Genomic DNA, 23,158 nt, shown 5'->3' with positions numbered 1-23,158 from the left:
TTTTACCGATAATGGCGACTGGTATTTGGCGCCATGGCTTTGACGATTTTTAGCCCTTTCGGGCAAGACACCCTGCAAGGAGTCCAGGATGCAAAAAGAAGGCAAGGTGGTGCCCTTGGCGGCAGCCATCGACCGAGGGGGGCGCACGCCTCATCCTTGCCTTCCGGTCGTGTTGCTGCAGGTGCGCGACAAGGCCGCGTTGCAGTTGCGTCAGGGCCTGCAGGACTTGTTCGACAATGCCGATGACATGCTCTTCGAAATGGCCGACAAGGCCTCGGACCGCGGTGACCAGAACCTGTACTTCGAGGCCATGCGTGACCTGCGCCTGAAGCGCAAGAGCATCGAGCGTGGTTTTCTGGATACGTTCCATGATGCTTTCCTCCGAGCCGGCCAGGTCGACTTGCTGGCAAACCTGGTCGAGCCGGGCAACCCGCGCAGCAAGGCTCAAATGGAGCGGGCCGCCGCCATCGAGGGCATGGTGGCGCGGGTGCTGTCACGCGATGGCATCGCCCTGCAGCAACTGGGTCTGCGCCTGCAGGCATTGCTCGACCGCCCCCTGTACGAGCAGCACAACCCATTGGGGCCAGCCGCGCTGTGTCGTTACTTCCTCGAGGCCGGGCGTAATCTGGGCGTTGGCCTGCGGGTCAAGCTGGTGCTGCTGAAGCTGTTCGAGCGTTATGTGCTGCGTGATGCCGATGTGATCTATGGCGAAGCCAACCAGTTGCTGGCCGCTGCCGGCGTACTGCCCGAGCTGCAACCGGCGCCGCGCCGGCGTGCCGAAGACCGGCGCATGCGTGCGCGACCCGGGCCGGCGAACCTTGGCCAGGAGGAGGGGGCTGACGCCGCAGGGCAGGCGTTGTTTGCCTCGTTGCAGGCACTGCTGGCGCCGGTGCGCGGGCAGTTCGCTCCGCGCTTGCACGCGGTGGCTGCCGCCCAGCCGATCAGTACCGCCGACCTGCTCCGGCTACTGTCGCATTTGCAGCGCTATGTGCCCGCCACGTACGAGGCCGATGACTTCGAGCTCGGCCAGCAGCTTGAGCAGCTGCTGTTGCGGGTCAGCGTGCGCAGCGGTACGCGTCGGCGCCTTCACGTGGCTGACGAAGACATGATCAACCTGGTTGGCCTGCTGTTCGCGTTCATCCACAACGATGACAACCTGCCGGCCAGCCTGCGGGCGCTGATTGCGCGCCTTCATATTCCCCTGCTCAAGGTGGCATTACTGGACAAGGGGCTGTTCAGCCGGAGTAGCCACCCGGCGCGCCGTTTGCTCAACGAAATCGCCGGCGCCGCGATTGGCTGGGAGTGCGGCAGCGAAGGCCAGCGTGACAGCTTGCACGTGCGGGTAGAGCGTATCGTCCAGCGTTTGCTCAATGATTTTGCCGACGATGCCAGCCTGTTCGCCGAGTTGCTCGACGACTTCCTGGCATTCAATCAGGACGAACGGCGACGTAACGAGTTGCTGGAGCAACGCACTCGCGACGCCGAAGAAGGCCGTGCCCGGGCAATGCAAGCCAGGCAGCAGGTGCAGCACGTGCTCAACCAGCGCCTGCGTAGCCGGGTACTGCCGCAGGTGGTGGTGCAAATGCTGGTGCAGGCCTGGAGCCAGGTACTGCTGCTGGCTTGGCTGAAACAGGGCGAGGGCTCACAGGCCTGGCACGACGCAGTGCAGACGATGGACATGCTGCTGGCCAGCATCACGCCGCCACATGAGCCACAAGCCTTGCTGCAGCAAGTGCCAGGCCTGCTCAAGGCGCTGCGCGATGGCCTGGCCAGTGTAGCCCTGGACGCGGTGGCGACCCGCGAGTTCTTCCTGCAACTGGAACAGTTGCACCTGCGGGTCTGCGCAGGTAATGAGGCGCTGCCGGGCAGGGAGGGCCAATCCTTGGGCGATGTGCGGGTGGCCGAAGAGATTGTGCTGGCTATTGCCGAAGAGCCCGCCTGCGTGCCCCTGCACGCTGCCGACGGGCAGGCTGCAGCGCTGCGCCAGGCGCAACGCCTGCGCATCGGCACCTGGGTCGAGGTGCTCGACGAGGATGAACCACTGCGCTGCAAGCTGGTCGCGCGCATTGACAGCAGTGACAGGCTGGTGTTTGCCAACCGCACCGGCATGAAAGTGCGCGAGTGGAGCAGCGCCAGCCTGGCCCAGGCACTGCAGCGGCACGAAGTGCGCGTACTGGATGACCGTCTGTTATTCGAACGGGCGCTGGAGGCGGTACTTGAGAGCTTGCGGCAAGGGCAGGCGCAATAGGCAGACACATTACAATCATTCACATGCACACGGTGTTGGCCACAGGGCATACTGTGGGCATGTTCACGGCGTTTTTCAGGATCTGCCCATGCAATTGGACCGTGCCACTGGCTGGTTCCACGGAATCGGAATCACCCACTGCCCCTCGCCGAACTTCAATGCGCGCCCCGAAGGCGAATCGATTTCCCTGCTGGTGATCCACAACATCAGCCTGCCCCCGGCCTGTTTCGGCACGGGCAAGGTGCAGCAATTCTTCCAGAACCGCCTGGCCCCTGATGAACACCCGTATTTTGCCAGCATCAACCACTTGACTGTGTCGGCGCACCTGTTTGTCGAGCGTGACGGCGCGGTGACGCAGTTCGTGTCGTTGCATGACCGTGCCTGGCATGCGGGTGTGTCGAGCTTTGACGGGCGCGAAGGCTGTAACGACTTTTCCATCGGCATCGAGCTGGAAGGCACCGACGACCTGCCCTATACCGATGCCCAGTATGCGGTGCTGGAGCAACTCACCCGGCACATCCGCAGTGCCTGGCCGGCCATCGACCTGAACCGCATTCAGGGCCACAGCGACATTGCCCCGCAGCGCAAGACCGACCCCGGCCCGGCCTTCGACTGGCCGCGCTACCGCCAGGCGCTGCAGCACAACGAGGACAAGGCATGAGTTTTCTGGTGTTGGTGCTGGCGCTGTGGGTCGAGAAGTTTTCGGCGCTGCGCCATAAGGTGCAGCGTGACGGGTTCTTTCTTGGTGAACTGGTGCGCCTGGAACGCAGCGGCAAGGTGCACCCGTGGTGGACGTTGGCCATCCTGGTGTTGGCGCCGGTAGCGCTGCTGGTGTTGCTGCTGCATGTGCTGGAGCCTGTGGCGTATGGTTTGCTGGCGTTGCCGGTGCACCTGCTGGTGCTGATCTACAGCCTGGGCCGCGGCGATGCCAAGGCATCGTTGGGGGCGTTTCGTGATGCCTGGCGGCGGGGGGACGATCAGGCGGCGCTGCACGTAGCCGAGCGTGACCTGGGCCTGGTGGCCGATGAACCCCACAGCCTGCTGGTACGGGTGCAGGGTAACTTGCTGTGGCAGGTGTACCAGGGCTTTTTTGCGGTGATCTTCTGGTATTTCGTACTGGGCCCTGGCGCTGCGCTGGCTTATCGATTGTTGGCGCTGTGTAGTGAGCACAGCAAGCAGCCGGCTTTGAAGGCGCGTGCCGAGCAGTTGCGGCACATCATGGACTGGTTGCCGGTGCGGGCGCTGGCGTTGAGCTTTGCCCTGGTGGGCAACTTCCTCGCGGTGACACGGGTGATGCTGCACGAGGTGCTCAACTGGCACATCAGCGCCGGGCACCTGGTGGCTCGGGTGGGGCGGATTGCCGATGACATTCCCGAAGAAGAGGACAGCCAGCGCGGTTTGGGGCGGCTGGACAGTCTGTGGGAATTGCTGTTGCGCTGTGCAGTGCTGTGGTATGCCGGGTTCGCGCTGTGGACCGTGCTGGTCTGATTCGGGGCCAATCGCATCCCACGCGAATCCCGGTCACCCGAGTTTCACCAGCCGAACAACGTGCAAGCATTGCGGGTGCTGGCCTGTGCCAGCACCTCGACATCCAGCTCCATCACGTGCGCCAGCGCCGTGGCAATTTCCGGCAGATGCTCCGGGCTGTTGCGTACCCCCGGGTACATCGCCGGTGCCATGTCCGGTGCATCAGTCTCCAGCACCACACTGTCCAGTGGCAGCCGCGCCAGAGTCTTGCGCAGCCGCAGCGCCTGCGGCCAGGTACCCGCACCGCCTAACCCAAGCAGGAAGCCCAGCTTGATGTACTCGCGGGCCTCTTCGTAGCTGCCGGCAAACGCATGAATCACCCCCGCCCGCGCTGGCTTGTAGCGCTTGAGTGTGGCAATCACCTGGGCATGGCTGCGGCGCACGTGCAGCAGGGCCGGTAGTTCGAAGTCGCAAGCCATCTGCAGTTGCGCTTCGAACAGCGCCTGCTGGCGGGTCTTGTCAAGGTCTGCGAGGTAATAGTCCAGGCCAAACTCACCTACGGCACATAGCCGCGGGTTGTCGCGCAGGCGCTCCAGCCACTCGCGCAACTGCACCAGGTGCTCAGGGCGATGCTGGTCGAGGTAGACCGGGTGCAGGCCAAGCGCGGCGAACAGGCGCGGCTCGGCGCAGGCCAGCTCCCACACGCGCTGGAAATTCGCCTGGTATACCCCCAGCACCACCATCCGCTCCAGCCCACGGGCCGCCGCGTTGGCCAGCAGGCGCGGACGGTCGGCGTCGAAGTCGGGGAAGTCCAGGTGGGTGTGGGTGTCGATCAGGCGCATGTTCAGGCCGCTGAGATGCGTTGCTTGAAGGTGCGGCCAACGGCGTGCACGCCGGGTTCATAGCGTTTTTCCTCGATGGCGGCCAGTGCCAGTTCAAGCGCAGTGGCGGCAATCTGGCCATGCTGCTGGGCCATGGCATTGACCGGCAGCGGCAGGAAGTCGAGCAACTGGTTGTCGCCAAAGGTACCCAGCTGCAGTTGGCGCGAGTCGACCGGGCGCGCCTGCAGGGTGTCGAACACGCCCTGCAACAGCACGTACGAAGTGGTCACCAGAGCATCCGGCAGGCCCCCCAGGTCGTCGATCAGTTGCTGCATCAGGCGTTGGCCGCACTCACGGCTGAACGCTTCGCCCTGATAGCGGCGCACTTCGCCGGTATAGCCTTGCAGGGCTTCGTCGAATCCGCCGGCACGCGCCTGGCTAACCGACAGCTCGGGGCGCGCGCCTATCAGGGCGATGCTGCGTGGGGCCGAGCTGAGCAGGCTGGCGGCCAGCTGGCGGCTGGCATCGCGGTCGTCGCTGATCACCGAGCAGAAGTGTGCGGGGTCCAGGCGGCGGTCGATGGCAATCACCGGCAGGCCTTTGTCCTGCAGTTCGCGGTAGCTGTCATCTTCTGGCGGCAGGCAACTGGCAACGAACAGCGCATCGCATCGGCGCGCACGGAACAGTTGCTGCAGTTGGCGCTCGCTGTCTGGCTGGTCGTCGCTGCTGGCGATCAGCAGCTGGTAGCCGCGGGCGCGGGCGCCTTGCTCCAGTTGCTTGGCAATGCGGGCGTAGCTGGGGTTCTCCAGATCCGGGAGAATGAAGCCCAGGGTGCGGGTATGCCGGCTGCGCAGCCCAGCAGCCTGCGGGTTGGGGGTGAAGCCGTGGGCTTCGACCACCGCGCGTACCCGCTCGACAGTACTGTTACTGATGCGCTGCTGTTCAGCCTTGCCATTGATGACGTAGCTGGCAGTGGTCACGGACACACCGGCCAGACGGGCGATATCGCTGAGTTTCACCGAATTTTCCTTGTTATTACCGGGGCTGGCTGTAAGGCCGGACCGGGTAGTTTGACCCGGTACAGGCATCACGCGCAGACGACCATTGTCGCAATTGTCCGACAGGATGGGGCTTTTTACTGGGCAGATTATCGAGTAACGTGGCCGTCTGGTCAGATTAAACGTTTCAGCTGCCGAATTTTCTGCCTCGGCTGCCACCTGCGCAAGGCTGCTGAACTGGCCCTTTATGTGAATTTCACAACAATACTCCAGTACCCGAACGGGAACTGCAAAAGGAGAAGGTCATGCTCGAGCTCGCCAATGAGCAGATAGCCATGGGCCAGAAGGCCGCCGACAAGGCCGAGGCATTGCGCCTTCTGGCGGATCGGCTGGTTGCGGACGGCCTGGTTGCCGACGGTTACCTGCAAGGGCTGCAGGCCCGGGAGGCACAAGGCTCCACGTTTCTTGGCCAGGGCATCGCCATTCCCCATGGTACGCCGCAAACACGTGACCTGGTGTATGCCACCGGCGTACGCCTGCTGCAGTTCCCCGAGGGAGTAGACTGGGGTGACGGGCAAATGGTCTACCTGGCCATTGGTATTGCCGCCCGCTCCGACGAACACCTGCGCCTGCTGCAGCTGTTGACCCGGGCGCTGGGCGAGACCGACCTGGCCGAAGCCTTGCGCCGGGCCAGCTCTGCCGAAGCGCTGCTCAAGCTGCTGCAGGGCGCGCCCCAGGCGCTGGCGCTGGATGCGCAGCTGGTCGGCCTGAACGTGCCGGCAGAAGACTTCGACGAACTGGCCTGGCGCGGTGCCCGCCTGCTGCAACGTGCCGACTGTGTCGACAGTGGCTTTGCCGCCGTGCTGCAGCAGGCCGAGCCGCTGCCGCTGGGTGAGGGCCTGTGGTGGCTGCACAGCGAGCGCCAGGTTCGTCAGCCGGGCCTCGCCTTCATCACCCCGCAGCAGCCGCTGCGTTACCGCGACCAGCCGCTCAACGGTCTGTTCTGCCTGGCCAGCCTTGGCGCCGCTCACGAGGCCCTGCTCGAGCGTCTGTGCGAAGTCTTGATCGAAGGCCGCGGGCAGATGCTCTACCAGGCCACCAGCAGCCGTGCGGTACTGGAAGTGTTGGGCGGTGAAGCGCCGGCGGACTGGCCTGGCGCACGTGTCGTGCTGGCCAATCCACATGGCTTGCATGCGCGCCCGGCCAAGGTGCTTGCACAACTGGCCAAAGGCTTTGAAGGGGAAATCCGTGTGCGCCTGGTCGATAGCGCGCAGCCAGCCGTATCGGTGAAGAGCCTGAGCAAGCTGCTCAGCCTCGGCGCACGCCGTGGTCAGGCACTGGAACTGGTCGCCGAACCGAGCATCGCTGCCGATGCCTTGCCGGTGCTGCTGGCAGCTATCGAACAAGGCTTGGGTGAAGAGGTGGAACCGCTACCGCAGAGCGTCGCGCCCATTGCCGATGACGTACCCGAAGTACTGCAAGCGCCAGCGGCCGGCAGCCGTATCCAGGGTGTGGGCGCCGCCCCCGGCATTGCCAGCGGCCCGGCGCATGTCTGTGTCGAGCGTGAGTTCGACTATCCCTTGCGGGGTGAATCGTGCGCCCTGGAGCGGCAGAAACTGCGCGAAGCCTTGGCTACCGTCAATGGCGAACTGCAGGCTTTGGTCCTGCGCAGCGACAAGGCTATTGGCGAAATTTTCGTCACCCACCAGGAAATGCTTGCCGACCCGGCCCTGAGCGACGACGTCGAACAGCGCCTGGCCCAGGGCGAAAGCGCTGCGGCCGCGTGGATGGCCGTGATCGAAGCTGCGGCCCGTCAGCAAGAGGCGTTGCACGATGCGCTGCTCGCCGAGCGCGCCGCCGACCTGCGCGATATTGGCCGCCGCGTGCTGGCGCAGTTGTGTGGTGTGCAGGCGCAGGCTGAACCCGAGCAACCCTATGTGCTGGTGATGACCGAAGTCGGTCCATCCGATGTCGCCCGCCTGGACCCCAACCGGGTTGCCGGCATTGTCACCGCCCAGGGCGGCGCCACGGCCCACAGTGCCATCGTCGCCCGGGCGTTGGGCATACCAGCAGTGGTCGGCGCGGGTGCATCGATACTGCTGTTGGAGAGTGGTACGCCGCTGCTGCTCGATGGCCAGCGTGGTGTGGTCAGCGTCGCACCGCCAGCGGATGAGCTTCAGCGGGCGCTGGCCGAGCGTGACCTGCGCGAGCAACGCCTGCAGGCCGCCTGGGCCAACCGCTTCGAGCCGGCCATCACCCGTGATGGGCATGCCGTCGAGGTGTTTGCCAACATCGGCGATAGCAACGGCATCGCCAAGGTGGTGGAGCAGGGCGCCGAAGGTGTCGGCCTGCTGCGCACCGAACTGATTTTCATGGCCCACCCTCAAGCGCCGGATGTGGCTACTCAGGAAGCCGAGTACCGCCGCGTGCTCGATGGCCTCGATGGGCGCCCGCTGGTGGTGCGCACCCTGGATGTTGGCGGCGACAAACCGTTGCCTTACTGGCCGATCGCTGCCGAGGAAAATCCCTTCCTCGGCGTGCGCGGCGTGCGTTTGACCCTGCAGCGCCCGCAAGTGATGGAAGATCAGTTGCGCGCGTTGCTGCGGGCCGCCGACCAGCGCCCGTTGCGTATCATGTTCCCGATGGTTGGCCAGGTGCACGAGTGGCGTGAGGCTCGGGCCATGGTAGAGCGCCTGCGTGCAGAAATCCCGGTAGCCGACCTGCAACTGGGCATTATGGTCGAGGTGCCTTCAGCGGCCCTGCTGGCAGCGCAATTGGCGCGCGAGGTGGACTTCTTCAGCATCGGCACCAACGACCTGACTCAATACACCTTGGCCATCGACCGTGGCCACCCCAGCCTCTCGGCACAGGCCGATGGCCTGCACCCGGCGGTATTGAGCCTGATCGACATGACCGTGCGCGCCGCCCATGCCCACGGCAAGTGGGTGGGCGTGTGTGGCGAGTTGGCGGCCGACCCGCAGGCGGTGGCCGTGCTGCTGGGGCTGGACGTGGACGAACTCAGCGTCTCCGCGCGCAGCATCGCCGAAGTCAAGGCACTGGTTCGCCAGGCCGATCATCAGACAGCCCGCGCCCTGGCGCGCGAGGCCCTGCAACAGGACAGCGCCGCAGCAGTTCGCGCGCTGGTGGAGCGTTACTGAATGGCCAAGATCCTCACTCTTACCCTGAACCCTGCGCTGGATATCACCATCGGCCTGGACACTCTGCGCCCAGGGCAGGTCAACCGTAGCCAGGCGCAGCACAGTCACGCCGCAGGCAAGGGGCTGAACGTTGCCCAGGTACTGGCCGACCTGGGGCACAGCGTAACCGTGGGCGGTTTCCTCGGGCGCGACAATCTGCAGCCCTTCGAGGCGCTGATCGACGGCCGCGGTTTTACCGACTGCTTTGTCCGTGTGTCGGGCGAAACCCGCAGCAATATCAAGCTGGTCGAGGCCGATGGCCGCGTGACCGACATCAACGGGCAGGGCCCGGAGGTCGACGAGGCGGCCCGCAGTGCCTTGCTGCACAGGCTGGAACAGATTGCCCCCGGTCACGATGCCGTGGTGGTGGCCGGTAGCCTGCCGCGTGGAATCAGTGCCGACTGGTTCCGCCAGTTGCTCGAACGGTTGAAGGCCCAAGGCCTCAAGGTAGTCCTGGACAGCAGTGGTGAAGCCCTGCGTGTCGGCTTGCAAAGCGCGCCCTGGTTGGTCAAGCCCAATACCGAAGAACTGGGCGAAGTGCTGGGCCTGGCTGTGGATAACCTGGCGCAACAGCGCGCCGCCGCCAAGCGCCTGCTGGACAGTGGCGTTGAACACGTGGTGGTGTCTGCGGGCGAGCAGGGCGTCACTTGGTTCAGTCGCGATCTGGCCCTGCAGGCCCGCCCACCCAAGGTGCGGGTGGCCAGCACGGTGGGGGCGGGGGATTCGCTGGTGGCCGGCATGGTCCACGGCCTGCTGCTGGCCGAGGCGCCTGCAGAGACGTTGACCCGGGCCACTGCCATCGCCGCCCAGGCCGTTACCCAGGTTGGCTTCGGCATCCATGACCGCGAGCACCTGGCGCAGTTGGAAGCGGCCGTGCAACTGACAGAACAACAAGAGGGTTGCCGATGAACATTGCCATAGTCACCGCCTGCCCCAACGGCCAGGTATCGAGTGTACTGAGCGCACGCTTGCTGTCCGCCGCTGCCCAGCGGCGCGGCTGGAGCACCAGCGTCGAAGTGCAGAATACTGAACACCCCGAGCGGCAACTGAGCGCTGCACAGATCGCCGAGGCTGACTGGGTGCTTGTGGTCAGCACCGGGCCGGTGGACCTGGCCCGCTTCGTCGGCAAGCGCCTGTACCAAAGCACGCCGTCCCAGGCGCTGGCTGATCGCGAAGGCTTTCTCGACGAAGCGGCGGCCAACGCCGAACTGCTGGCCGCTGTGACAGGCACCCCCGCCGCAGTTGGCAGTGCTGGCGCCCGCATCGTTGCCGTCACGGCATGCCCGACCGGCGTAGCCCATACCTTCATGGCCGCTGAAGCCTTGCAGCAAGCCGCACAACAACTGGGCTACCAGCTTACCGTCGAGACCCAGGGCTCGGTCGGTGCGCGCAACCCCTTGTCCGCTGACGCCATCGCTGCGGCCGATGTGGTGCTGCTGGCCGCCGACATTGAAGTACCCACTGCACGTTTCGCCGGTAAACGTATTTACCGTTGTGGTACCGGCATTGCCCTCAAGCAGGCCCGCGCTACCCTGGACAAAGCCTTGGCGCAGGCCACGGTGGAAAACGCTGCCGACGCTGCAGCGGCGACCACGCCGGCCAAGGGCGAGAAAACCGGCGTGTACAAGCACTTGCTGACCGGTGTGTCGTTCATGCTGCCGATGGTGGTGGCCGGCGGTCTGCTGATTGCCCTGTCGTTCGTGTTCGGTATCGAGGCCTACAAAGAGGCGGGCACCTTGCCGGCGGCGTTGATGCAGATTGGCGGTGAAGCCGCCTTCAAACTGATGGTTCCGCTACTGGCAGGCTATATCGCCTGGTCCATCGCCGACCGCCCCGGGCTGGCCCCGGGCATGATTGGCGGCCTGTTGGCCAGCACCTTGGGGGCCGGCTTTATCGGTGGCATCGTCGCCGGTTTTCTTGCCGGTTACAGTGCCAAGGCCATTGCCCGATGGGCGCGCTTGCCCAGCAGCCTGGAGGCGCTCAAGCCGATCCTTATCATTCCATTGCTGGCCAGTCTGTTCACCGGGCTGGTGATGATCTACGTGGTCGGCCAGCCGGTAGCGGCGATGCTCGAAGGCCTGACGCACTTCCTCGACAGCATGGGCACCACCAATGCCATCCTGCTGGGGCTGTTGCTGGGCGGCATGATGTGCGTCGACCTTGGCGGGCCGATCAACAAGGCCGCCTATGCGTTCTCGGTGGGGCTGCTGGCCTCATCGAGCTACGCGCCAATGGCGGCGACCATGGCCGCCGGCATGGTGCCGCCGATTGGCTTGGGTATTGCCACCTTCCTGGCCAGGCGCAAGTTCGCCCAGAGCGAGCGCGAGGCGGGCAAGGCGGCGCTGGCGCTGGGGCTGTGCTTCATCTCCGAGGGGGCGATTCCGTTTGCCGCCAAGGACCCTTTACGGGTGATTCCGGCCAGTATCGCCGGTGGTGCGTTGACCGGGGCATTGTCGATGTATTTTGGCTGCAAGCTGATGGCGCCGCATGGCGGCTTGTTCGTGTTGTTGATCCCCAACGCGATCAACCATGCGTTGCTGTATTTGCTGGCGATTGTGGCGGGTAGCCTGGTGACAGCGGTGGTGTATGCGGTTATCAAGAAGAGCGAGGGTGTGGAGTTGGCCGTGGCGCCTGCTAAAAGTGTATGAGCAGACCTCGTTCTGTGGGAGCGGCCTTGTGTCGCGAAAGGGCCGCGAAGCGGCCCCGGCATTGTTTGCATCGACGCTGAAATCCCGGGGCTGCTGTGCAGCCCTTTCGCGACGCAAGGCCGCTCCCACACGGATCGCGCCAGCTTTCAGAAATTGAGCAAGACAGTTGCTCCCACAGAGCCCGTGTTGGCCTTTCAACGGCGATGCTTCTGCCGCAACGGCACCAGTAGATCACCCAGCCCGTTGTGATCGATCTCATGCATCAATGCCAGCAACCCGCCCAGTTCTCCTGCCGGGAAGCCCTTGCGCGCAAACCACGCCAGGTAGTCACCGGGCAGGTCGGCAATGATCCTGCCCTGGTACTTGCCGAACGGCATGCTGCGGGTCACCAGTAGTTCGAGGGTTTCCGGCTTCATCTTCGCGCACCTGGCTGTGGAAAGGCGCCGACCATACTGCAATCTGCACGAAGCCCCAAGCGGCAATCATGCAGAACGCCGTAACCAACAGTCGCCAATCAAGCTGTAAGTTATTGAATAGTAAGGGGTTCGCGTTTTTTAAAAGCGTGGCACGAACACTGCAATTCTCTAGAGGACTATCACCTGCCAAGGAGTTCGACCATGAGCAACCCCAACAAAGACGTGATCGACGTACTCAACGACCTGATCGAGTACAGCAAGGATGGCGAGAAAGGTTTCAAGGCCTCGGCCGATGATGTAAAGAACCCCGAACTGAAAGCGTTCTTCGTCCAGCGTGCGGGCGAGTGCGCCAACGCTGCCAGTGAATTGCAGGGCGAAGTACGCCGCCTGGGCGGCGACCCGGAAACCTCTACCAGCATCAGTGGCGACCTGCACCGCGGCTGGGTCAACCTCAAGTCGATGGTCACCGGCAAGGACGAAGAAGCCGTGCTGAACGAGGTGGAGCGTGGCGAGGACCACGCCCTCAAGGCCTACAAGGAAGCCCGCGAAAAGCTGGTGAAACTGGGCCGCACTGCCAGCGACATGACCTACAGCCTGGTGGAAAAGCAGCTGCAAGGCGTGCAGCGCAACCATGACCAGGTCAAGGCCCTGCGCAACGCTGCCCGCGCCCGCTCCTAATCGAGCGGGCCCTCTACCCGATTTCGGCCATTGGCCTTGGCGCGGTAGAGCGCTTCGTCCGCAGCACCCAGCACCCTGCCAAGGTCGTGCTGGGTGCCGGACAGACCGATACCGATGCTCACGGTCACTGCGTGGGCATCATCCGCAAACGGCGCCAGCGCCTCGACGCTGGCGCGGATGCGTTCAGCCAGTAGCTGGGCCCCGGCCAGATCGGTTTCCGGCAGCACTACCTGAAACTCCTCCCCACCATAGCGCGCAGCCAGGTCTGCCGGGCGACGAATGCAGGCTTCGATGGCCTTCGCCACTTCGCGCAAGGCATGGTCGCCACCGGCATGGCCATGGCGCTGGTTGAATGCCTTGAAGTGGTCCACGTCCACCATCAGTATCGCCAACGGCTTACGGCTGCGTTGGGCGCGGGCCCATTCCTGGCGCAGCACATGGTCCAGCCTGCGGCGGTTAGCCAGGCCAGTCAGGCTATCGGTGGACGCGAGCATCGCCAGGTTTTCTTCGGCTTCGTGGCGGCGGCGCAGTTCGCGGCCAAGCAGCAACGTCAGCCACAGAATGCCCACGCACAGACCGCCGGTGGCGACGCTGACCAGAATGGCGGTGCGGCGCCAGGACTGAAACACCTCGTCGGCCGAATCCACCACCAGTACGATCAAGGGCAATTGCGCGACCCGGGCGAAGGTGAATATGCGCGGCTTGCCGCTGCTGTGGGAGCGGGCGGTGAAGTTACCGCTTTGTTCACTGAGGATGCGCTTGAAATTGGGCCGTTCGGTGTAGTAAGTGCCAATCAGCGGGTCTTGCGCGGGGGAGGGCTGGCGGACGAGCAACTGCCCGTCGGTATTGAACAGGTTGATGCTGCTGTCGTGGCCAATGTCCAGGCGCTGGAACAACTCATTGAAGTACGACAGGCGCAGCGCACCCGCTGCCAACCCGGCGAACTCGCCATTGGGGCCCGAGATGCGTCGGCTGAAACTGATACACCAGTCCAGGTCGCCAAGCTTGGCCTTGAACGGGGGGCCCACCAGCAAGCCGAGGTTGGCATTGTGCTGGTGGGCCTTGAACACCCCGGTGTCGCCGAAGTTGGCCTTGCGTGGCACGCTGCTGGTGGAGTCGCCGACGACATTGCCTTGCTTGTCCAGCCACAGCACGTCACCGCGCTTGCGGTCGACGAAGGCTTCATTGAACAGCAGGCGCTGGCGTATCGGGCCGGGGACTTCCGGCAGTTCCTTGCGCCCGACGGCCCAGATCAGGCCTTGCAGTGATTGGTCGTAGAGTTCGACGTTGCGCAGAATGTCGCTTTCGATCAGCTGGACGATGTTGTTCGACGAGCGCACCGCCGACTGCTCGACACTCTCGCGCTCGCGGGCAAGCAGGTAGCTGACGATGGCCACGATGGCGAGCACGGCAAGGCAACTGCCCAGATTGAGGATCAGCTCGGGGTGCGACCTGTAGATTGCGAAACGCGGGGATTGGGTGGGCATGCTCGCTACTGCGTGGGCAGGGCCATTCGCGGCGGCGGTATTCTAGGGAAGCAGGGATTGTCGGACAAGATTTGTCCGACGGAAGCACGGTGTACTGTTCTTTTCGAGTTGCCGTGTGCCCCTGTAGGAGCGGATTTACCCGCGAACATCGGCGAGCCTTCTTCGCGGGTGAACCCGCTCCTACACTGGCAGCAAAAGATCAGAACACGTTCAGTGGGTAGTCGACGATGACCCGCACTTCATCGTTGTCGCTGTTGCTGTCGATCGACGCATAACCCTGGCTGCCGCGGTGGGTGGCATAACGCACCAGCACCGACAGGTCCTTGAGGTCACCTTCCTGGAACACGTATTTCACGTCCAGGTCGCGTTCCCAGTGCATGGCGTTCTTGCCATCTTCACGGTAGTAGTCGTAGTGAGTGGTGTCCTGAGTGGCCTTGGTCAGGTCAGCCTCGCCGCGCGAGTAGGACAGCGAGGTAGACAAACCAGGCACACCGACACCGGCGAAGTCATAGCCGTACTGCAGTTTCCACGAACGCTCGTTCGGCGCGTTGAAGTCCGAGTACATGCGCGAGTTGTCCAGGTACACGCTGTCGCCCAGGTTGATGTAGTCGAATGGCGTGTTGCCGTTCACTCGCTGGTAGGCGGCGGTGACGCTGTGGAAGCCAGCGTTGACGGTGAAGTGCACGCTGTAGGTGTTGTTGTCGATCTTGCCTAGCAGGGCCTGACCGGTGTCCTGGGTGTGATAGAAGTGCACGCCTGGGTTCAGGCTGACCAGGTCATTGACCACATAGGTGTAGTCGAAGTCCGCGTAGTACTGGTTCCAGATGTCCTTCAGCTCGGCGGCGTACAGGTTGGCGGTGATGTGCTCGGTACCGCTCCACGACGCGCCGGCCCAGTTCAGGTGCTTGCTCTTGTCGTGCTCGTCCAGTGACCCGTAGTAGGTGTCGATGCGGCGGTGGCCGCTCTGGTTGTACGGGTGGGTGAAGCTGACCTGGCCGCCTTCGAGCAACAGGCCATCAATGCTGGTGTTGGTCAGGCTTACACCGCGGAAAGTTTGCGGCAGCATGCGCGTTTCACCGCCGGCGATCACCGGGTTGGTGAGGAACAGGTCACCGGCTTTCAGTTCGGTGTCGAAGGCCTTGAGCTTGACCGCAGCACCGGCAGTGGAGAACGAATGCGGGGCAGCGCCCAGTTCGCCGTCGTCCTTGATGTGTTCGGGCAGGATGCTGGTGCCGGCATGGCCGCCACCGCCGTCGAGCTTCAGGCCCAGCATGGCATGAGCATCCAGGCCAAAGCCGACCACACCTGGGGTGTAGCCCGACTCGAAACGCGCTACCGCGCCTTGGCCCCACTCGCGGGTGTCGCGCACGCCGGCGTTGTGGTTGTCGCGGTTGAAGTAGGCATTACGAAAATGCAGGTTGAAGGACGAACCTTCGATGAAGCCATCAGCCTTGTCTTCATCTGCCTGGGCGGCGAAAGGGATCGTTGCAGTCAACGCAATGAAAAGCGGGGTAAAACGAAACGCGGAAGGCACCGGTACTAGCTCCTTTGGTCTGACGGTGGGGCAGTTTTTATATTTGAATGTGCGTCTTTTTATAGGTACACGTTACAGCCGGGCTGAGTGTTAAAGCACATAAAAAAAGCCGCTGATCGGCAGCGGCTTTAAAAGGCTAACATATCGGCACCGGAGGTGCCCATGGCGTAGCCAAGGGAAAGAAGGAACAGCGACAGCGTTTGATCAGCTGTCGGCATTGGCATCGACGTTCACTTTGGAAGCTGTCTGTTTCGCGTCTTTTGCGGTATCTGCCTTGTTTGCGGCAACAGCCTCACGGGCCTCTTGATGGACCGCCGCGAACGCTGCATTACGGGTAACGAAAGCCGGGGATTCTTCGGCCATGGCCAGGGGCGACAACAACAGGGAAGACAGGACGAAGACGCTGGCAATACCCATACTGTTGGACATTTGAAACTACCTTCTTGCGGTGCAAGTGCTAATGAGGACAGGGGTAAAGTTAGTCCTTTCAGTGCACTCGAAACAGAGCGAAGTGCGATAAGCACTGTTGCGCAAAAGGTAACGATACTTGCGAAAATCAATAGGACTTTCGGCGAAAGTCCCGTGCTAGAACACCTGCACAGGGTGCTGCCTTGGGCAAAATGGTCAGGCTAGAAACCGATAAAGGCGTAATAAACCGGGGTTTGATGGGTTGTGCGCAAACCCAGTGCCTGCAAGCTTGCCGTCAGCGCTTCATCCTGCACATGCAAGGTCCACTGTGCCGCTTCATTCCCCTGTACCTGCGCCAGTGCCGCAGCAAAGGCCCCCATATCCGGCAAGTAGGCGGTAAACCCATTCCCCTTGAGCGCACTGGTCGTCATGCCCAATGCCTGGCACACCGCCACTTTGGCGGCAATGTCATCGCGGTCGGCCTGGCGCGAAGCCTGTACCAGTGCCTGCAGTTCCACATCGACCAGTTGCGCGCCATGAATCAGCTCCGGCCCCTGTTGCCAAGCCTCAGGCGGGCAGTCTTTGCTGTCTGGCCGCAGCGGGATATGCGGGTTGATTTCTACCGGATAGATGCGACACACCAGCGGGCGCTGCTCATAGATGGTGCAGAGGTCGTTGGCGTCGAGGTTACGGCAACGTCCGGGGTTGAATGCAGCAAAGGTCACCGAGACGCGTGCCTCGCCCTCGCCACAATGCACTGGATGGGAGCGTCGCAGCACATGGTCACGCTGCTCCAGCGGCATGCCGGGGCCGTCCACGACGAAGGCCTCGATCAGTACCACCACCTGGCCGGCATCGTCCGCCCAGCGACGCGCTTCGGCCAGCGTCAGTGGCACATGGTGGCCGGTGCAGCATTTGCCGCAGCCGGTACAGCCGAAACGTAAGCGGTCGGTCACTTGGCCTCCGGGCTCCATTCACTGACGAAAGCACGCTGGTGCTGGCGGTCGTACAGGCACAGTTCGGTGCCGGTGCGCTGCTGCATGTGCTTCTGTGGGTAGACGCCTTCGATCAGCAGGGCACTCATGCCGACCTGGTCATCAAACTCGGCGGGCTTGCCGCGGGCATGGGCGTCCTTGAACTGGCTGGCGGTCAGGCAAGCCTTGAGCATCTGCTGGCGTTGCTCGTTCCAGGCCTGGCTACTGGAGGCCTGGGCAATACCGCTGAAGAGGGCGCAGCTGATCAAGATAGAGCTGAGAAGCTTCATACGCGATTCCGGCAATTTTCTTGCGAGGGGCGCGAATTATGCCCGAGTCACCCCCGGCGGCAAGCCGGGGAGTTTGTCGCTGAATATATCAGTGCTCGGCGAACACCACGGTACGCGCAGCCACCACCAGACAATCGGTCAGCTCTGGCGAGGAGAACTTGGTAAGGATGGCATTGGCCCCGGCCTGGGTCGCCTTTTCACTGCTCATGGCACTGTCCAGCGAGGTGTGCAGCAGCACGTACAGGTGCTGGAAGTCGGGGGTTTCACGCAGCGTGCGGGTGAAGGCGTAGCCGTCCATTTCGCTCATTTCGATGTCGGAGACGATGATGTTGATCTCCTGCGCGGTGCCTTGCAGCTCCAGCAGCACGTTGATGGCGTCTTTGGCGCTGCGCGCGGTGTGGCATTCGATACCGAGGTTGCGCAGGGTGTGCACTGACTGCTGCAGGGCCACCTGGCTGTCGTCCACCACCAGGATGTTGGCGGCGGCCAGCAGGCTGGCGTCTTCTTCGCTCAAGGTGCCGTGCGCTGGCTCGGCGACGGGCGGGGCGATGGCGTGTATGACTTTTTCGATGTCCAGCACCTGCACCAGGGTGTTGTCCACGCGCGTCACACCGGTGATGAACGAGCGGGTGCCCGAGGCGTAGGGCGGCGGTTTGATGTCGGTGCTCAGGCAATGCACGATGCGGCTGACTGCCTGTACATGCAGGCCTTGGCGTGAGCGGCTGATCTCTGTAACGATCAGGCAGCCACCCTGCGGGTCGACCAGTGGCTGTTCGCCAATGGCGCGAGACAAGTCGATGACCGACAGCGAGTGGCCCCGCAGGGTTGCCACACCTTTTACGTGGGGGTGTGACTCGGGCAGCTTGGTCAGCGGCGGGCAGGGGATGATCTCGCTGACCTTGAGCAGGTTGATTGCCATCAGCTTGCCGCTGCGCAGGGTGAACAGCAGCAGGGATAGCGAATCCGCGCGGGCATTTTGCGTGGCCATGGTGACCTTCGGTGGGGAGCAGGGGATATCCGGTTATCGGCCTGTTTTGGTCGGGCTTTAGGCAATTTGCACAGAACTCAGGAGTGCTTGGGCCCCTTGTGGAAGCGGGTATGCCCGCGAAACGTGCGTCGCGGTGCATGGCACCGGCTTCGCCGGTGTTCGCAGGCATGCCCGCGCGCACAGGGATGTGTGTAAACAACTGGATCAGCGTTCGCGCAGGGCCTCCTTGGCCCGGTTCAGCGGCTTGATCAGGTAATCGAGGATGGTTTTCTCGCCCGTTCGGATATCCACCGTGGCAATCATCCCTGGCACGATCGCAAAACGCTTGCCGGCCTTGTTTTGCAAGCTGTCCTGTTCGGTGCGGATGAACACGCGGTAGTAGTAGATTTCCGGTTTGACCTCGTCCTGCAGGGTGTCCGGCGAAATGCCCACCACCTTGCCGTCCAGCCCGCCGTACACCGAGTAGTCATAGGCGCTGATCTTGACCTTGGCCGCCTGGTCGGGGTGAATGAAGGCGATGTCCCGTGGCGCGATGCGGGTTTCGATCAGCAGGCGTTCGTCCATCGGCACGATCTTCATCACCTGGCCACCGGGCTGCACCACGCCACCCAGGGTGTTGACCTCGATGTCCTTCACGATGCCGCGCACCGGCGAGCGCAGGGTCAGGCGGGTGAGCGAGTCGCTGCGTCCGCGGATCACTTCCGACAGGGCGTCCGCTTCGGCGCTGGCCTTGGCCAGTTCTTCCCGGGCGCGCACCAGATAGTCTGAGCGCGCCTCGTTGGCTTTGAGTTCCAGCTCGGAACGCTGGCGGTTCAGGCGGATCACTTCAACCCGGCTGGAGGCCCCCATCTTTGCCAGGTTCTCGGTGATTTTCAGCTCGCTGCGCACCAGCTGCAACGAGTCCTGAATACCCGCCAGGGTCTGTTCCAGGCCGCGGCGGCGGGTCTGGTACAACGCGGTTTCGGCATCGATCAGGTCAGGAGAGTCGCGCAGGCTTTCCGGGAAGGTCAGGGGCTTGCCGGTCACCTCTGCCTGCAGGCGAGCCTGACTGGCTTTGGCAGCCCGGTACTTGGCCTCGCTTTCACCCACACTGGAGGCCGTCTTGGTCGGGTCGAGCTGGGCCAGCACTTGGCCGCGCTCGACCAGGTCGCCTTCGGCCACGCTCATCTGCGCGACGATACCGCCCTCGAACGACTGAATGACCTGCTCTCGCGAACTTGGGATGACCTTGCCTGTGCCGGTGGACACCTCGGTCACCTCGAACCAGGCCGCCCAGGCCAGGAACGCCGCCAGCATCAGCGCGCAGAGGGTGATGATGCGGCTGGCGCGGAACACCGCCTGGTCGTCCTGCCCGTCCAGGTAGGAAGCCGGGAGTTCATGGTTGCTCATGCCTGGGCTCCCTGCAGTTTGGCCAGCGCGGCATCGCGCGCGTCATCGATGACGATGCGCCCGGCGTCCAGCACCAGGATGCGGTCGACCCGCTGCAGAACACTCAGGCGATGGGTTGCGATCACCAGTGTACGGCCCTGACAGAAGCGCTCCAGGTTATCCAGCAGCTTGCGCTCGGTCATGTCGTCCAGCGACGCGGTCGGCTCGTCCAGCAGCAGTACTTGCGGCTGGCGTACCAGCAGGCGCGACAGCACCAGGGCTTGGCGCTGGCCGCCAGACAAGCCCAGGCCTCCTTCGAGGATCAAGTGGTCCATGCCCTTGGGCAGGCGGCGGACGAAGTCCAGTGCGCCAGTGGCGGCCAGCGCGGCCACCAGTTCCTGGTCGCTGGCCTGGCCGGCGCCGAGGGTGAGGTTTTCCCGCAGGGTGCCGTGGAACAGCCTCGCGTACTGCGGCAGCAGGCCGACGTCACGGCGCAGGTCAGCAGGGTCGAGGTGGGCCATGGCGATGCCGTCCAGGCTGATCTCGCCCTGTACCAGGTCCATGGCCCCACCCAGCGCCTGCAGCAAGGTTGATTTGCCGGCGCCGTTGCGGCCCAGCACGGCAATGCGCTCGCCCGGCTGGATGTCCAGCCGGCCAATGTTCAGCACTGGCGGGTAGTCTTCGCTGTAGCGGAAGTTGGCCTGGCGCAGGCGGTACTCGCCGTGAATGGCTGGCAGGTGCACGCGGGCTTCGCCTTCGGGGTGGTCGACTGGTGACTGCATCAGCTTGTCCAGGCCTTGCAGCGCTACCTTGGCCTGCTGCCAGCGGGTCAGCACATGGGTCAGCTGGGCGAGCGGTGCCATCATCCGCGACGAAAGCATGGATGCCGCCACTAGGCTACCCGTGGTGAGGTCGCCGGCGATGACCATGGGTGCGCCGATCACGATGACCACGGCAAACACGGCACCCTGCACGTTCTGCGTCCAGGTCACCAGGCCGTTGGTGAGGGTGCGCAGGCGCAGGTTGGTGTGCGCGCAGGCCGCGTTGTACTGGTTCCACTGCCGTTCGAAGCGAGCCTCCGCCTGCAGTGCCTTGATCTCGTCCAGGCCTTGGATACTTTCCACCAGCATGGCGTTGCGCAGCGCGGACTCACGCATCGAGGCATTGGCCAACCGTGCCAGGCGCCGTTGTGCAAGCAACCCGGGCAACACCATGGCCAGCAGCGCGACCAGCGGGATGAACACCAGTACGCCGCCGATCAGCCAGAACACGAACAGGAACAGCAGGAAGAACGGCAGGTCGGCCAGCACCGTGGCGGTGCTGGACGTGATCAGGTCGCGGATCGACTCCAGCTCGCGCAACTGCGAGATGAACGAGCCGGTGGACTTCGGCCGCACCGAGTTGCGCAGGCGCAGGGCATGGCCGTAGACCAGGTCGCTCACCCGCAGGTCGGCGCGCTTGCCGAGCAGGTCGGTCACCTTTAGCCGCAGCAGGCGCATGCTGAAGTCGAACACCAGTGCCAACACCACACCGCCAAACAGGACGTAGAGGGTGGGCAGGGATTCAGCCGGTATCACTCGGTCGTACACCTGCATCGAGAACAGCACGCCGGCCAGCGCCAGCACGTTGGCCACCAGTGAAGCGACCATCACCTGCCCATAAGGGCGCAGGTCACGCAGTACGATGCGGGCGAACCAGTGGCGGTCGTAAGGCGCGGTGTAGTCGTCGGTGCGCACATCGCGCAGTGGCCGGGCCGGGCGCAGCAGGGCCACGCGGTTGATACGGCCTTTCAGGGTGTCGCGGGGCAGACGTGAAGTCAGGCCCTGGTCACCGGCGAACACCACTGCCAGGTCGTCCTCTTCGGTCACCGACTCGACCACGGCCAGCTGCCCATCGTCCAGCTCCAGCACCAGCGGCGTGCGCCATTGCCGCAGGCCCTTGGCATCGAAGTGCACGAAGCGCAATGCCAGCCCCGCCTGACGTGCCATGTGGCGGAGGATTTCATTCAACGGGCGGGCATCCTCCGCAGCGGCCAGGCGAATACGCTGGGGTGATACGTCCAGGCGGTAGTGGTGTGCCACCTGCAACATCACCTCAAGCCAGGGGCCAAGGTCTGGCCGGTGGGCGGCGGCCTGCTCCGGCGCGGGCGCCTGGTTGGGCAGGGTCACATCGATCGAATCACTCATGGCTGGATCTCCACACCTTGCAGGTTGCGCCCCTCAAGGCCAAAGGCCGTGCGCAGGGCGCCGGTGTTGTACAGGCAGTCGACATCCAGGCGCAGCAGATCGGAGCGGGTGCCGGCAAGTTCGAAGCGTGACTGGTAGATCTCCTGCTCGGCGTTGAGCAGGTCGAGCAGTGGCCGTGTGCCCAGGTCCAGGTACTGACGCCCGTAGAGCATGCGTGCCTCCTGGATGCTGACCTGGCGTGCTTCCAGCGAGGTTAGCCGGCGGCCCAGCCCGGAGGTTTGCGCCATGGCCTCGGCCAGGCCTCGACGCGCTTGCAGGCGTGCGGCGTCTTCGGCGGCGTCGGCGGCGGTCAGCGCGTGGCCGGCGGCGCGGGTACGGGCGCTGATGGAGCCCCCTTGGTAGATGGGGACTTCGACGTTCAGGTAGATGCCCGCCTGGGTGCGGTCCAGCCGTGCGTTATCGCGGTTGTAGTCGTCGTCCAGGTAATGATTGACCTGCGGTTGCAACGACAGGGTAGGGTAGGCCTCCGCCTTTGCCTGGGCCAGCTCGGCCTGGCCCTGTGCGCGCTGGGCCAGGGCCATCAGCACGGCGGGCAGGCGGTCATCACCCTGTGCAGGGCGCTTGCAGGCCTGGTTCAGCTCGGCGGGTGAGCCTTCGGCCAGTGCCGGTGGGGTAACGCGGCCCATCAGCGCCGCCAGGGTCGAGCGCCAGCGCTCGTACTGCGACTGGTACTCTTCCAGGGTGGCACGGGCGCTTTCCACGCGGGACTCGGCCTGCACCACGTCGGAACGGGTACTGGCGCCCATGTCGCTGCGCTGGCGCGCCATGCCGGCAATGTCGCCCACGCCGCGAATCTGGTCGCGGGCAATCGTCATCAGTTGCTCGTAGCGGCGGGTTTCGATCCAGGCATAGGCTGTGTCGCGGGCCAGGTCGTCGACCACCAGCAGGATATTGGCCTGGGCGCGGGCGGCGGCCGCCTGGGCCGCGTTGACGGCGCTGTCGACCTTGCCGAAGTCATAGAGCATTTGCTTGAGCGACAGGTTCAGGGCCTGGCTATTGCGGTCGCCGCCATAGCCGGTGTCATAACCGGTGCGCAGGCCACCGGAAATCTGTGGGTAATACCCCGCACGGGCGACGTTGATGCCTTCGCCCTGCTTGTAAAGGTTGCCGATGGCCTCAGCGATGCTCGGGTGCCATTGCGCTGCCTGCAGCACCGCGTCGGTAAGGCTCAGCCGTTCGCCACTGGCGACCGGGGCCATGCCGATGGGGGGGCGGGCGGGCACCGCTTCGGGCGCATCGCGTAGCAGCGACGGCCCGATCTGGCGCAGGTGGGGGTCTATATCATCGGCTGCCTGGGCAACCGGGTGGAAGTTCAGGGCCAGGAGCCCGAAGGCTCCCAGCAACAGCGGTGACAGCGGACTGCTTCGCTTCACATAGTTCCCTTACTGCT

Annotated in this window: 19 protein-coding genes; 7 read left to right on the top strand and 12 right to left on the bottom strand. The window is 64.0% G+C overall.

Annotation, left to right across the window (positions count from 1 at the left end):
- Nucleotides 1-88 precede the first annotated feature (88 nt).
- The 3 genes from AA098_RS23515 (at nt 89) to ampE (ending at nt 3,736) form a co-directional block, all read left to right on the top strand.
- Nucleotides 89-2,248 carry a DUF1631 domain-containing protein gene (locus tag AA098_RS23515; RefSeq protein WP_064615038.1) on the top strand — a complete coding sequence of 720 codons (2,160 nt, stop codon included), beginning with the start codon at nt 89-91 and terminating at the stop codon, nt 2,246-2,248.
- Nucleotides 2,249-2,336: 88 nt separating this feature from the next.
- Nucleotides 2,337-2,909: a 1,6-anhydro-N-acetylmuramyl-L-alanine amidase AmpD gene (ampD, locus tag AA098_RS23510; RefSeq protein WP_004575862.1), complete on the top strand. Its 573-nt coding sequence runs from the start codon at nt 2,337-2,339 to the stop codon at nt 2,907-2,909.
- Entirely contained in the window at nt 2,906-3,736 is an 831-nt protein-coding gene (gene ampE, locus AA098_RS23505; protein WP_003247314.1) for a regulatory signaling modulator protein AmpE, read from the top strand. Before ampD ends, ampE begins: the two co-directional genes overlap by 4 nt.
- A 44-nt stretch (nt 3,737-3,780) precedes the next feature.
- Here the strand turns inward: ampE and AA098_RS23500 are convergent, their stop codons facing one another.
- Together AA098_RS23500 and cra are read right to left on the bottom strand one after the other, a co-directional pair.
- Nucleotides 3,781-4,557, bottom strand: a complete 777-nt coding sequence (locus AA098_RS23500; protein WP_003247313.1) for a TatD family hydrolase — start codon at nt 4,555-4,557, stop codon at nt 3,781-3,783.
- Nucleotides 4,558-4,559: 2 nt separating this feature from the next.
- Nucleotides 4,560-5,555 carry a catabolite repressor/activator gene (gene cra / locus AA098_RS23495; RefSeq protein ID WP_003247312.1) on the bottom strand — a complete coding sequence of 332 codons (996 nt, stop codon included), beginning with the start codon at nt 5,553-5,555 and terminating at the stop codon, nt 4,560-4,562.
- A 284-nt stretch (nt 5,556-5,839) separates the two neighbouring features.
- Here cra and ptsP point away from each other — a divergent pair, with 284 nt between their 5' ends.
- Genes ptsP through AA098_RS23480 form a run of 3 tightly spaced genes read left to right on the top strand, consistent with a single transcriptional unit; the run spans nt 5,840 to nt 11,379 of the window.
- On the top strand, nt 5,840-8,692 hold the full coding sequence (gene ptsP, locus AA098_RS23490) for a phosphoenolpyruvate--protein phosphotransferase (protein WP_064615037.1): 2,853 nt from the start codon (nt 5,840-5,842) through the stop codon (nt 8,690-8,692).
- The gene (pfkB, locus tag AA098_RS23485; protein WP_064615036.1) at nt 8,693-9,640 is read left to right on the top strand and encodes a 1-phosphofructokinase; all 948 of its coding nucleotides are present in this window, start codon (nt 8,693-8,695) and stop codon (nt 9,638-9,640) included.
- Nucleotides 9,637-11,379, top strand: a complete 1,743-nt coding sequence (locus tag AA098_RS23480; RefSeq protein WP_003247309.1) for a PTS fructose-like transporter subunit IIB — start codon at nt 9,637-9,639, stop codon at nt 11,377-11,379. Before pfkB ends, AA098_RS23480 begins: the two co-directional genes overlap by 4 nt.
- Nucleotides 11,380-11,573: 194 nt before the next feature.
- Here the strand turns inward: AA098_RS23480 and AA098_RS23475 are convergent, their stop codons facing one another.
- Nucleotides 11,574-11,795, bottom strand: coding sequence for a DUF3820 family protein (locus tag AA098_RS23475; RefSeq protein WP_003247308.1), 222 nt, complete (start codon nt 11,793-11,795; stop codon nt 11,574-11,576).
- Nucleotides 11,796-11,996: 201 nt separating this feature from the next.
- On the opposite strand from AA098_RS23475, the gene AA098_RS23470 reads away from it, so the two are divergent.
- Nucleotides 11,997-12,473 carry a PA2169 family four-helix-bundle protein gene (locus AA098_RS23470; protein ID WP_003247307.1) on the top strand — a complete coding sequence of 159 codons (477 nt, stop codon included), beginning with the start codon at nt 11,997-11,999 and terminating at the stop codon, nt 12,471-12,473.
- On the opposite strand, the gene AA098_RS23465 is transcribed toward AA098_RS23470, so the two are convergent.
- From AA098_RS23465 to AA098_RS23425, 9 genes are all read right to left on the bottom strand, one after another.
- Nucleotides 12,470-13,960 carry a sensor domain-containing diguanylate cyclase gene (locus AA098_RS23465; protein ID WP_003247306.1) on the bottom strand — a complete coding sequence of 497 codons (1,491 nt, stop codon included), beginning with the start codon at nt 13,958-13,960 and terminating at the stop codon, nt 12,470-12,472. The two genes, AA098_RS23470 and AA098_RS23465, sit on opposite strands and share 4 nt — an antisense overlap.
- A 199-nt stretch (nt 13,961-14,159) precedes the next feature.
- The gene (locus AA098_RS23460) at nt 14,160-15,494 is read right to left on the bottom strand and encodes an OprD family porin (RefSeq protein WP_003247305.1); all 1,335 of its coding nucleotides are present in this window, start codon (nt 15,492-15,494) and stop codon (nt 14,160-14,162) included.
- Between the two features lie 204 nt (nt 15,495-15,698).
- Entirely contained in the window at nt 15,699-15,923 is a 225-nt protein-coding gene (locus tag AA098_RS23455) for a hypothetical protein (RefSeq protein ID WP_003247304.1), read from the bottom strand.
- Between the two features lie 200 nt (nt 15,924-16,123).
- Nucleotides 16,124-16,858 carry a YkgJ family cysteine cluster protein gene (locus tag AA098_RS23450; protein ID WP_003247303.1) on the bottom strand — a complete coding sequence of 245 codons (735 nt, stop codon included), beginning with the start codon at nt 16,856-16,858 and terminating at the stop codon, nt 16,124-16,126.
- A complete protein-coding gene (locus AA098_RS23445; protein WP_003247302.1) occupies nt 16,855-17,166 on the bottom strand; it encodes a hypothetical protein in 312 nt (103 codons plus the stop codon). The genes AA098_RS23450 and AA098_RS23445 overlap by 4 nt, the downstream gene beginning before the upstream one ends.
- An 88-nt stretch (nt 17,167-17,254) precedes the next feature.
- Complete coding sequence (locus AA098_RS23440; RefSeq protein WP_004576925.1) at nt 17,255-18,154, bottom strand: chemotaxis protein; 900 nt, start codon at nt 18,152-18,154, stop codon at nt 17,255-17,257.
- Nucleotides 18,155-18,358: 204 nt separating this feature from the next.
- Nucleotides 18,359-19,543, bottom strand: coding sequence for an HlyD family type I secretion periplasmic adaptor subunit (locus AA098_RS23435; RefSeq protein ID WP_064615035.1), 1,185 nt, complete (start codon nt 19,541-19,543; stop codon nt 18,359-18,361).
- Nucleotides 19,540-21,708 (bottom strand): type I secretion system permease/ATPase, encoded by a 2,169-nt coding sequence (locus AA098_RS23430; RefSeq protein ID WP_003247299.1) that lies wholly within the window; start codon nt 21,706-21,708, stop codon nt 19,540-19,542. The genes AA098_RS23435 and AA098_RS23430 overlap by 4 nt, the downstream gene beginning before the upstream one ends.
- Nucleotides 21,705-23,141 carry a TolC family outer membrane protein gene (locus AA098_RS23425; protein ID WP_003247298.1) on the bottom strand — a complete coding sequence of 479 codons (1,437 nt, stop codon included), beginning with the start codon at nt 23,139-23,141 and terminating at the stop codon, nt 21,705-21,707. The genes AA098_RS23430 and AA098_RS23425 overlap by 4 nt, the downstream gene beginning before the upstream one ends.
- Nucleotides 23,142-23,158: the final 17 nt, after the last annotated feature.

This window comes from Pseudomonas sp. JY-Q (genome assembly GCF_001655295.1).
Lineage (GTDB): Bacteria > Pseudomonadota > Gammaproteobacteria > Pseudomonadales > Pseudomonadaceae > Aquipseudomonas > Aquipseudomonas alloputida.
Note: the sequence above shows the minus strand (reverse complement) of the source record. Positions and strands in the feature narration are given on the sequence as shown.

Coding starts and splice junctions, on each gene's coding strand:
- AA098_RS23515 (WP_064615038.1), top strand. CDS start 89: ATGCAAAAAGAAGGCAAGGTGGTGCCCTTGGCGGCAGCCATCGACCGA.
- ampD (WP_004575862.1), top strand. CDS start 2,337: ATGCAATTGGACCGTGCCACTGGCTGGTTCCACGGAATCGGAATCACC.
- ampE (WP_003247314.1), top strand. CDS start 2,906: ATGAGTTTTCTGGTGTTGGTGCTGGCGCTGTGGGTCGAGAAGTTTTCG.
- AA098_RS23500 (WP_003247313.1), bottom strand. CDS start 4,557: ATGCGCCTGATCGACACCCACACCCACCTGGACTTCCCCGACTTCGAC.
- ptsP (WP_064615037.1), top strand. CDS start 5,840: ATGCTCGAGCTCGCCAATGAGCAGATAGCCATGGGCCAGAAGGCCGCC.
- pfkB (WP_064615036.1), top strand. CDS start 8,693: ATGGCCAAGATCCTCACTCTTACCCTGAACCCTGCGCTGGATATCACC.
- AA098_RS23480 (WP_003247309.1), top strand. CDS start 9,637: ATGAACATTGCCATAGTCACCGCCTGCCCCAACGGCCAGGTATCGAGT.
- AA098_RS23475 (WP_003247308.1), bottom strand. CDS start 11,795: ATGAAGCCGGAAACCCTCGAACTACTGGTGACCCGCAGCATGCCGTTC.
- AA098_RS23470 (WP_003247307.1), top strand. CDS start 11,997: ATGAGCAACCCCAACAAAGACGTGATCGACGTACTCAACGACCTGATC.
- AA098_RS23465 (WP_003247306.1), bottom strand. CDS start 13,960: ATGCCCACCCAATCCCCGCGTTTCGCAATCTACAGGTCGCACCCCGAG.
- AA098_RS23455 (WP_003247304.1), bottom strand. CDS start 15,923: ATGTCCAACAGTATGGGTATTGCCAGCGTCTTCGTCCTGTCTTCCCTG.
- AA098_RS23445 (WP_003247302.1), bottom strand. CDS start 17,166: ATGAAGCTTCTCAGCTCTATCTTGATCAGCTGCGCCCTCTTCAGCGGT.
- AA098_RS23440 (WP_004576925.1), bottom strand. CDS start 18,154: ATGGCCACGCAAAATGCCCGCGCGGATTCGCTATCCCTGCTGCTGTTC.
- AA098_RS23435 (WP_064615035.1), bottom strand. CDS start 19,543: ATGAGCAACCATGAACTCCCGGCTTCCTACCTGGACGGGCAGGACGAC.
- AA098_RS23430 (WP_003247299.1), bottom strand. CDS start 21,708: ATGAGTGATTCGATCGATGTGACCCTGCCCAACCAGGCGCCCGCGCCG.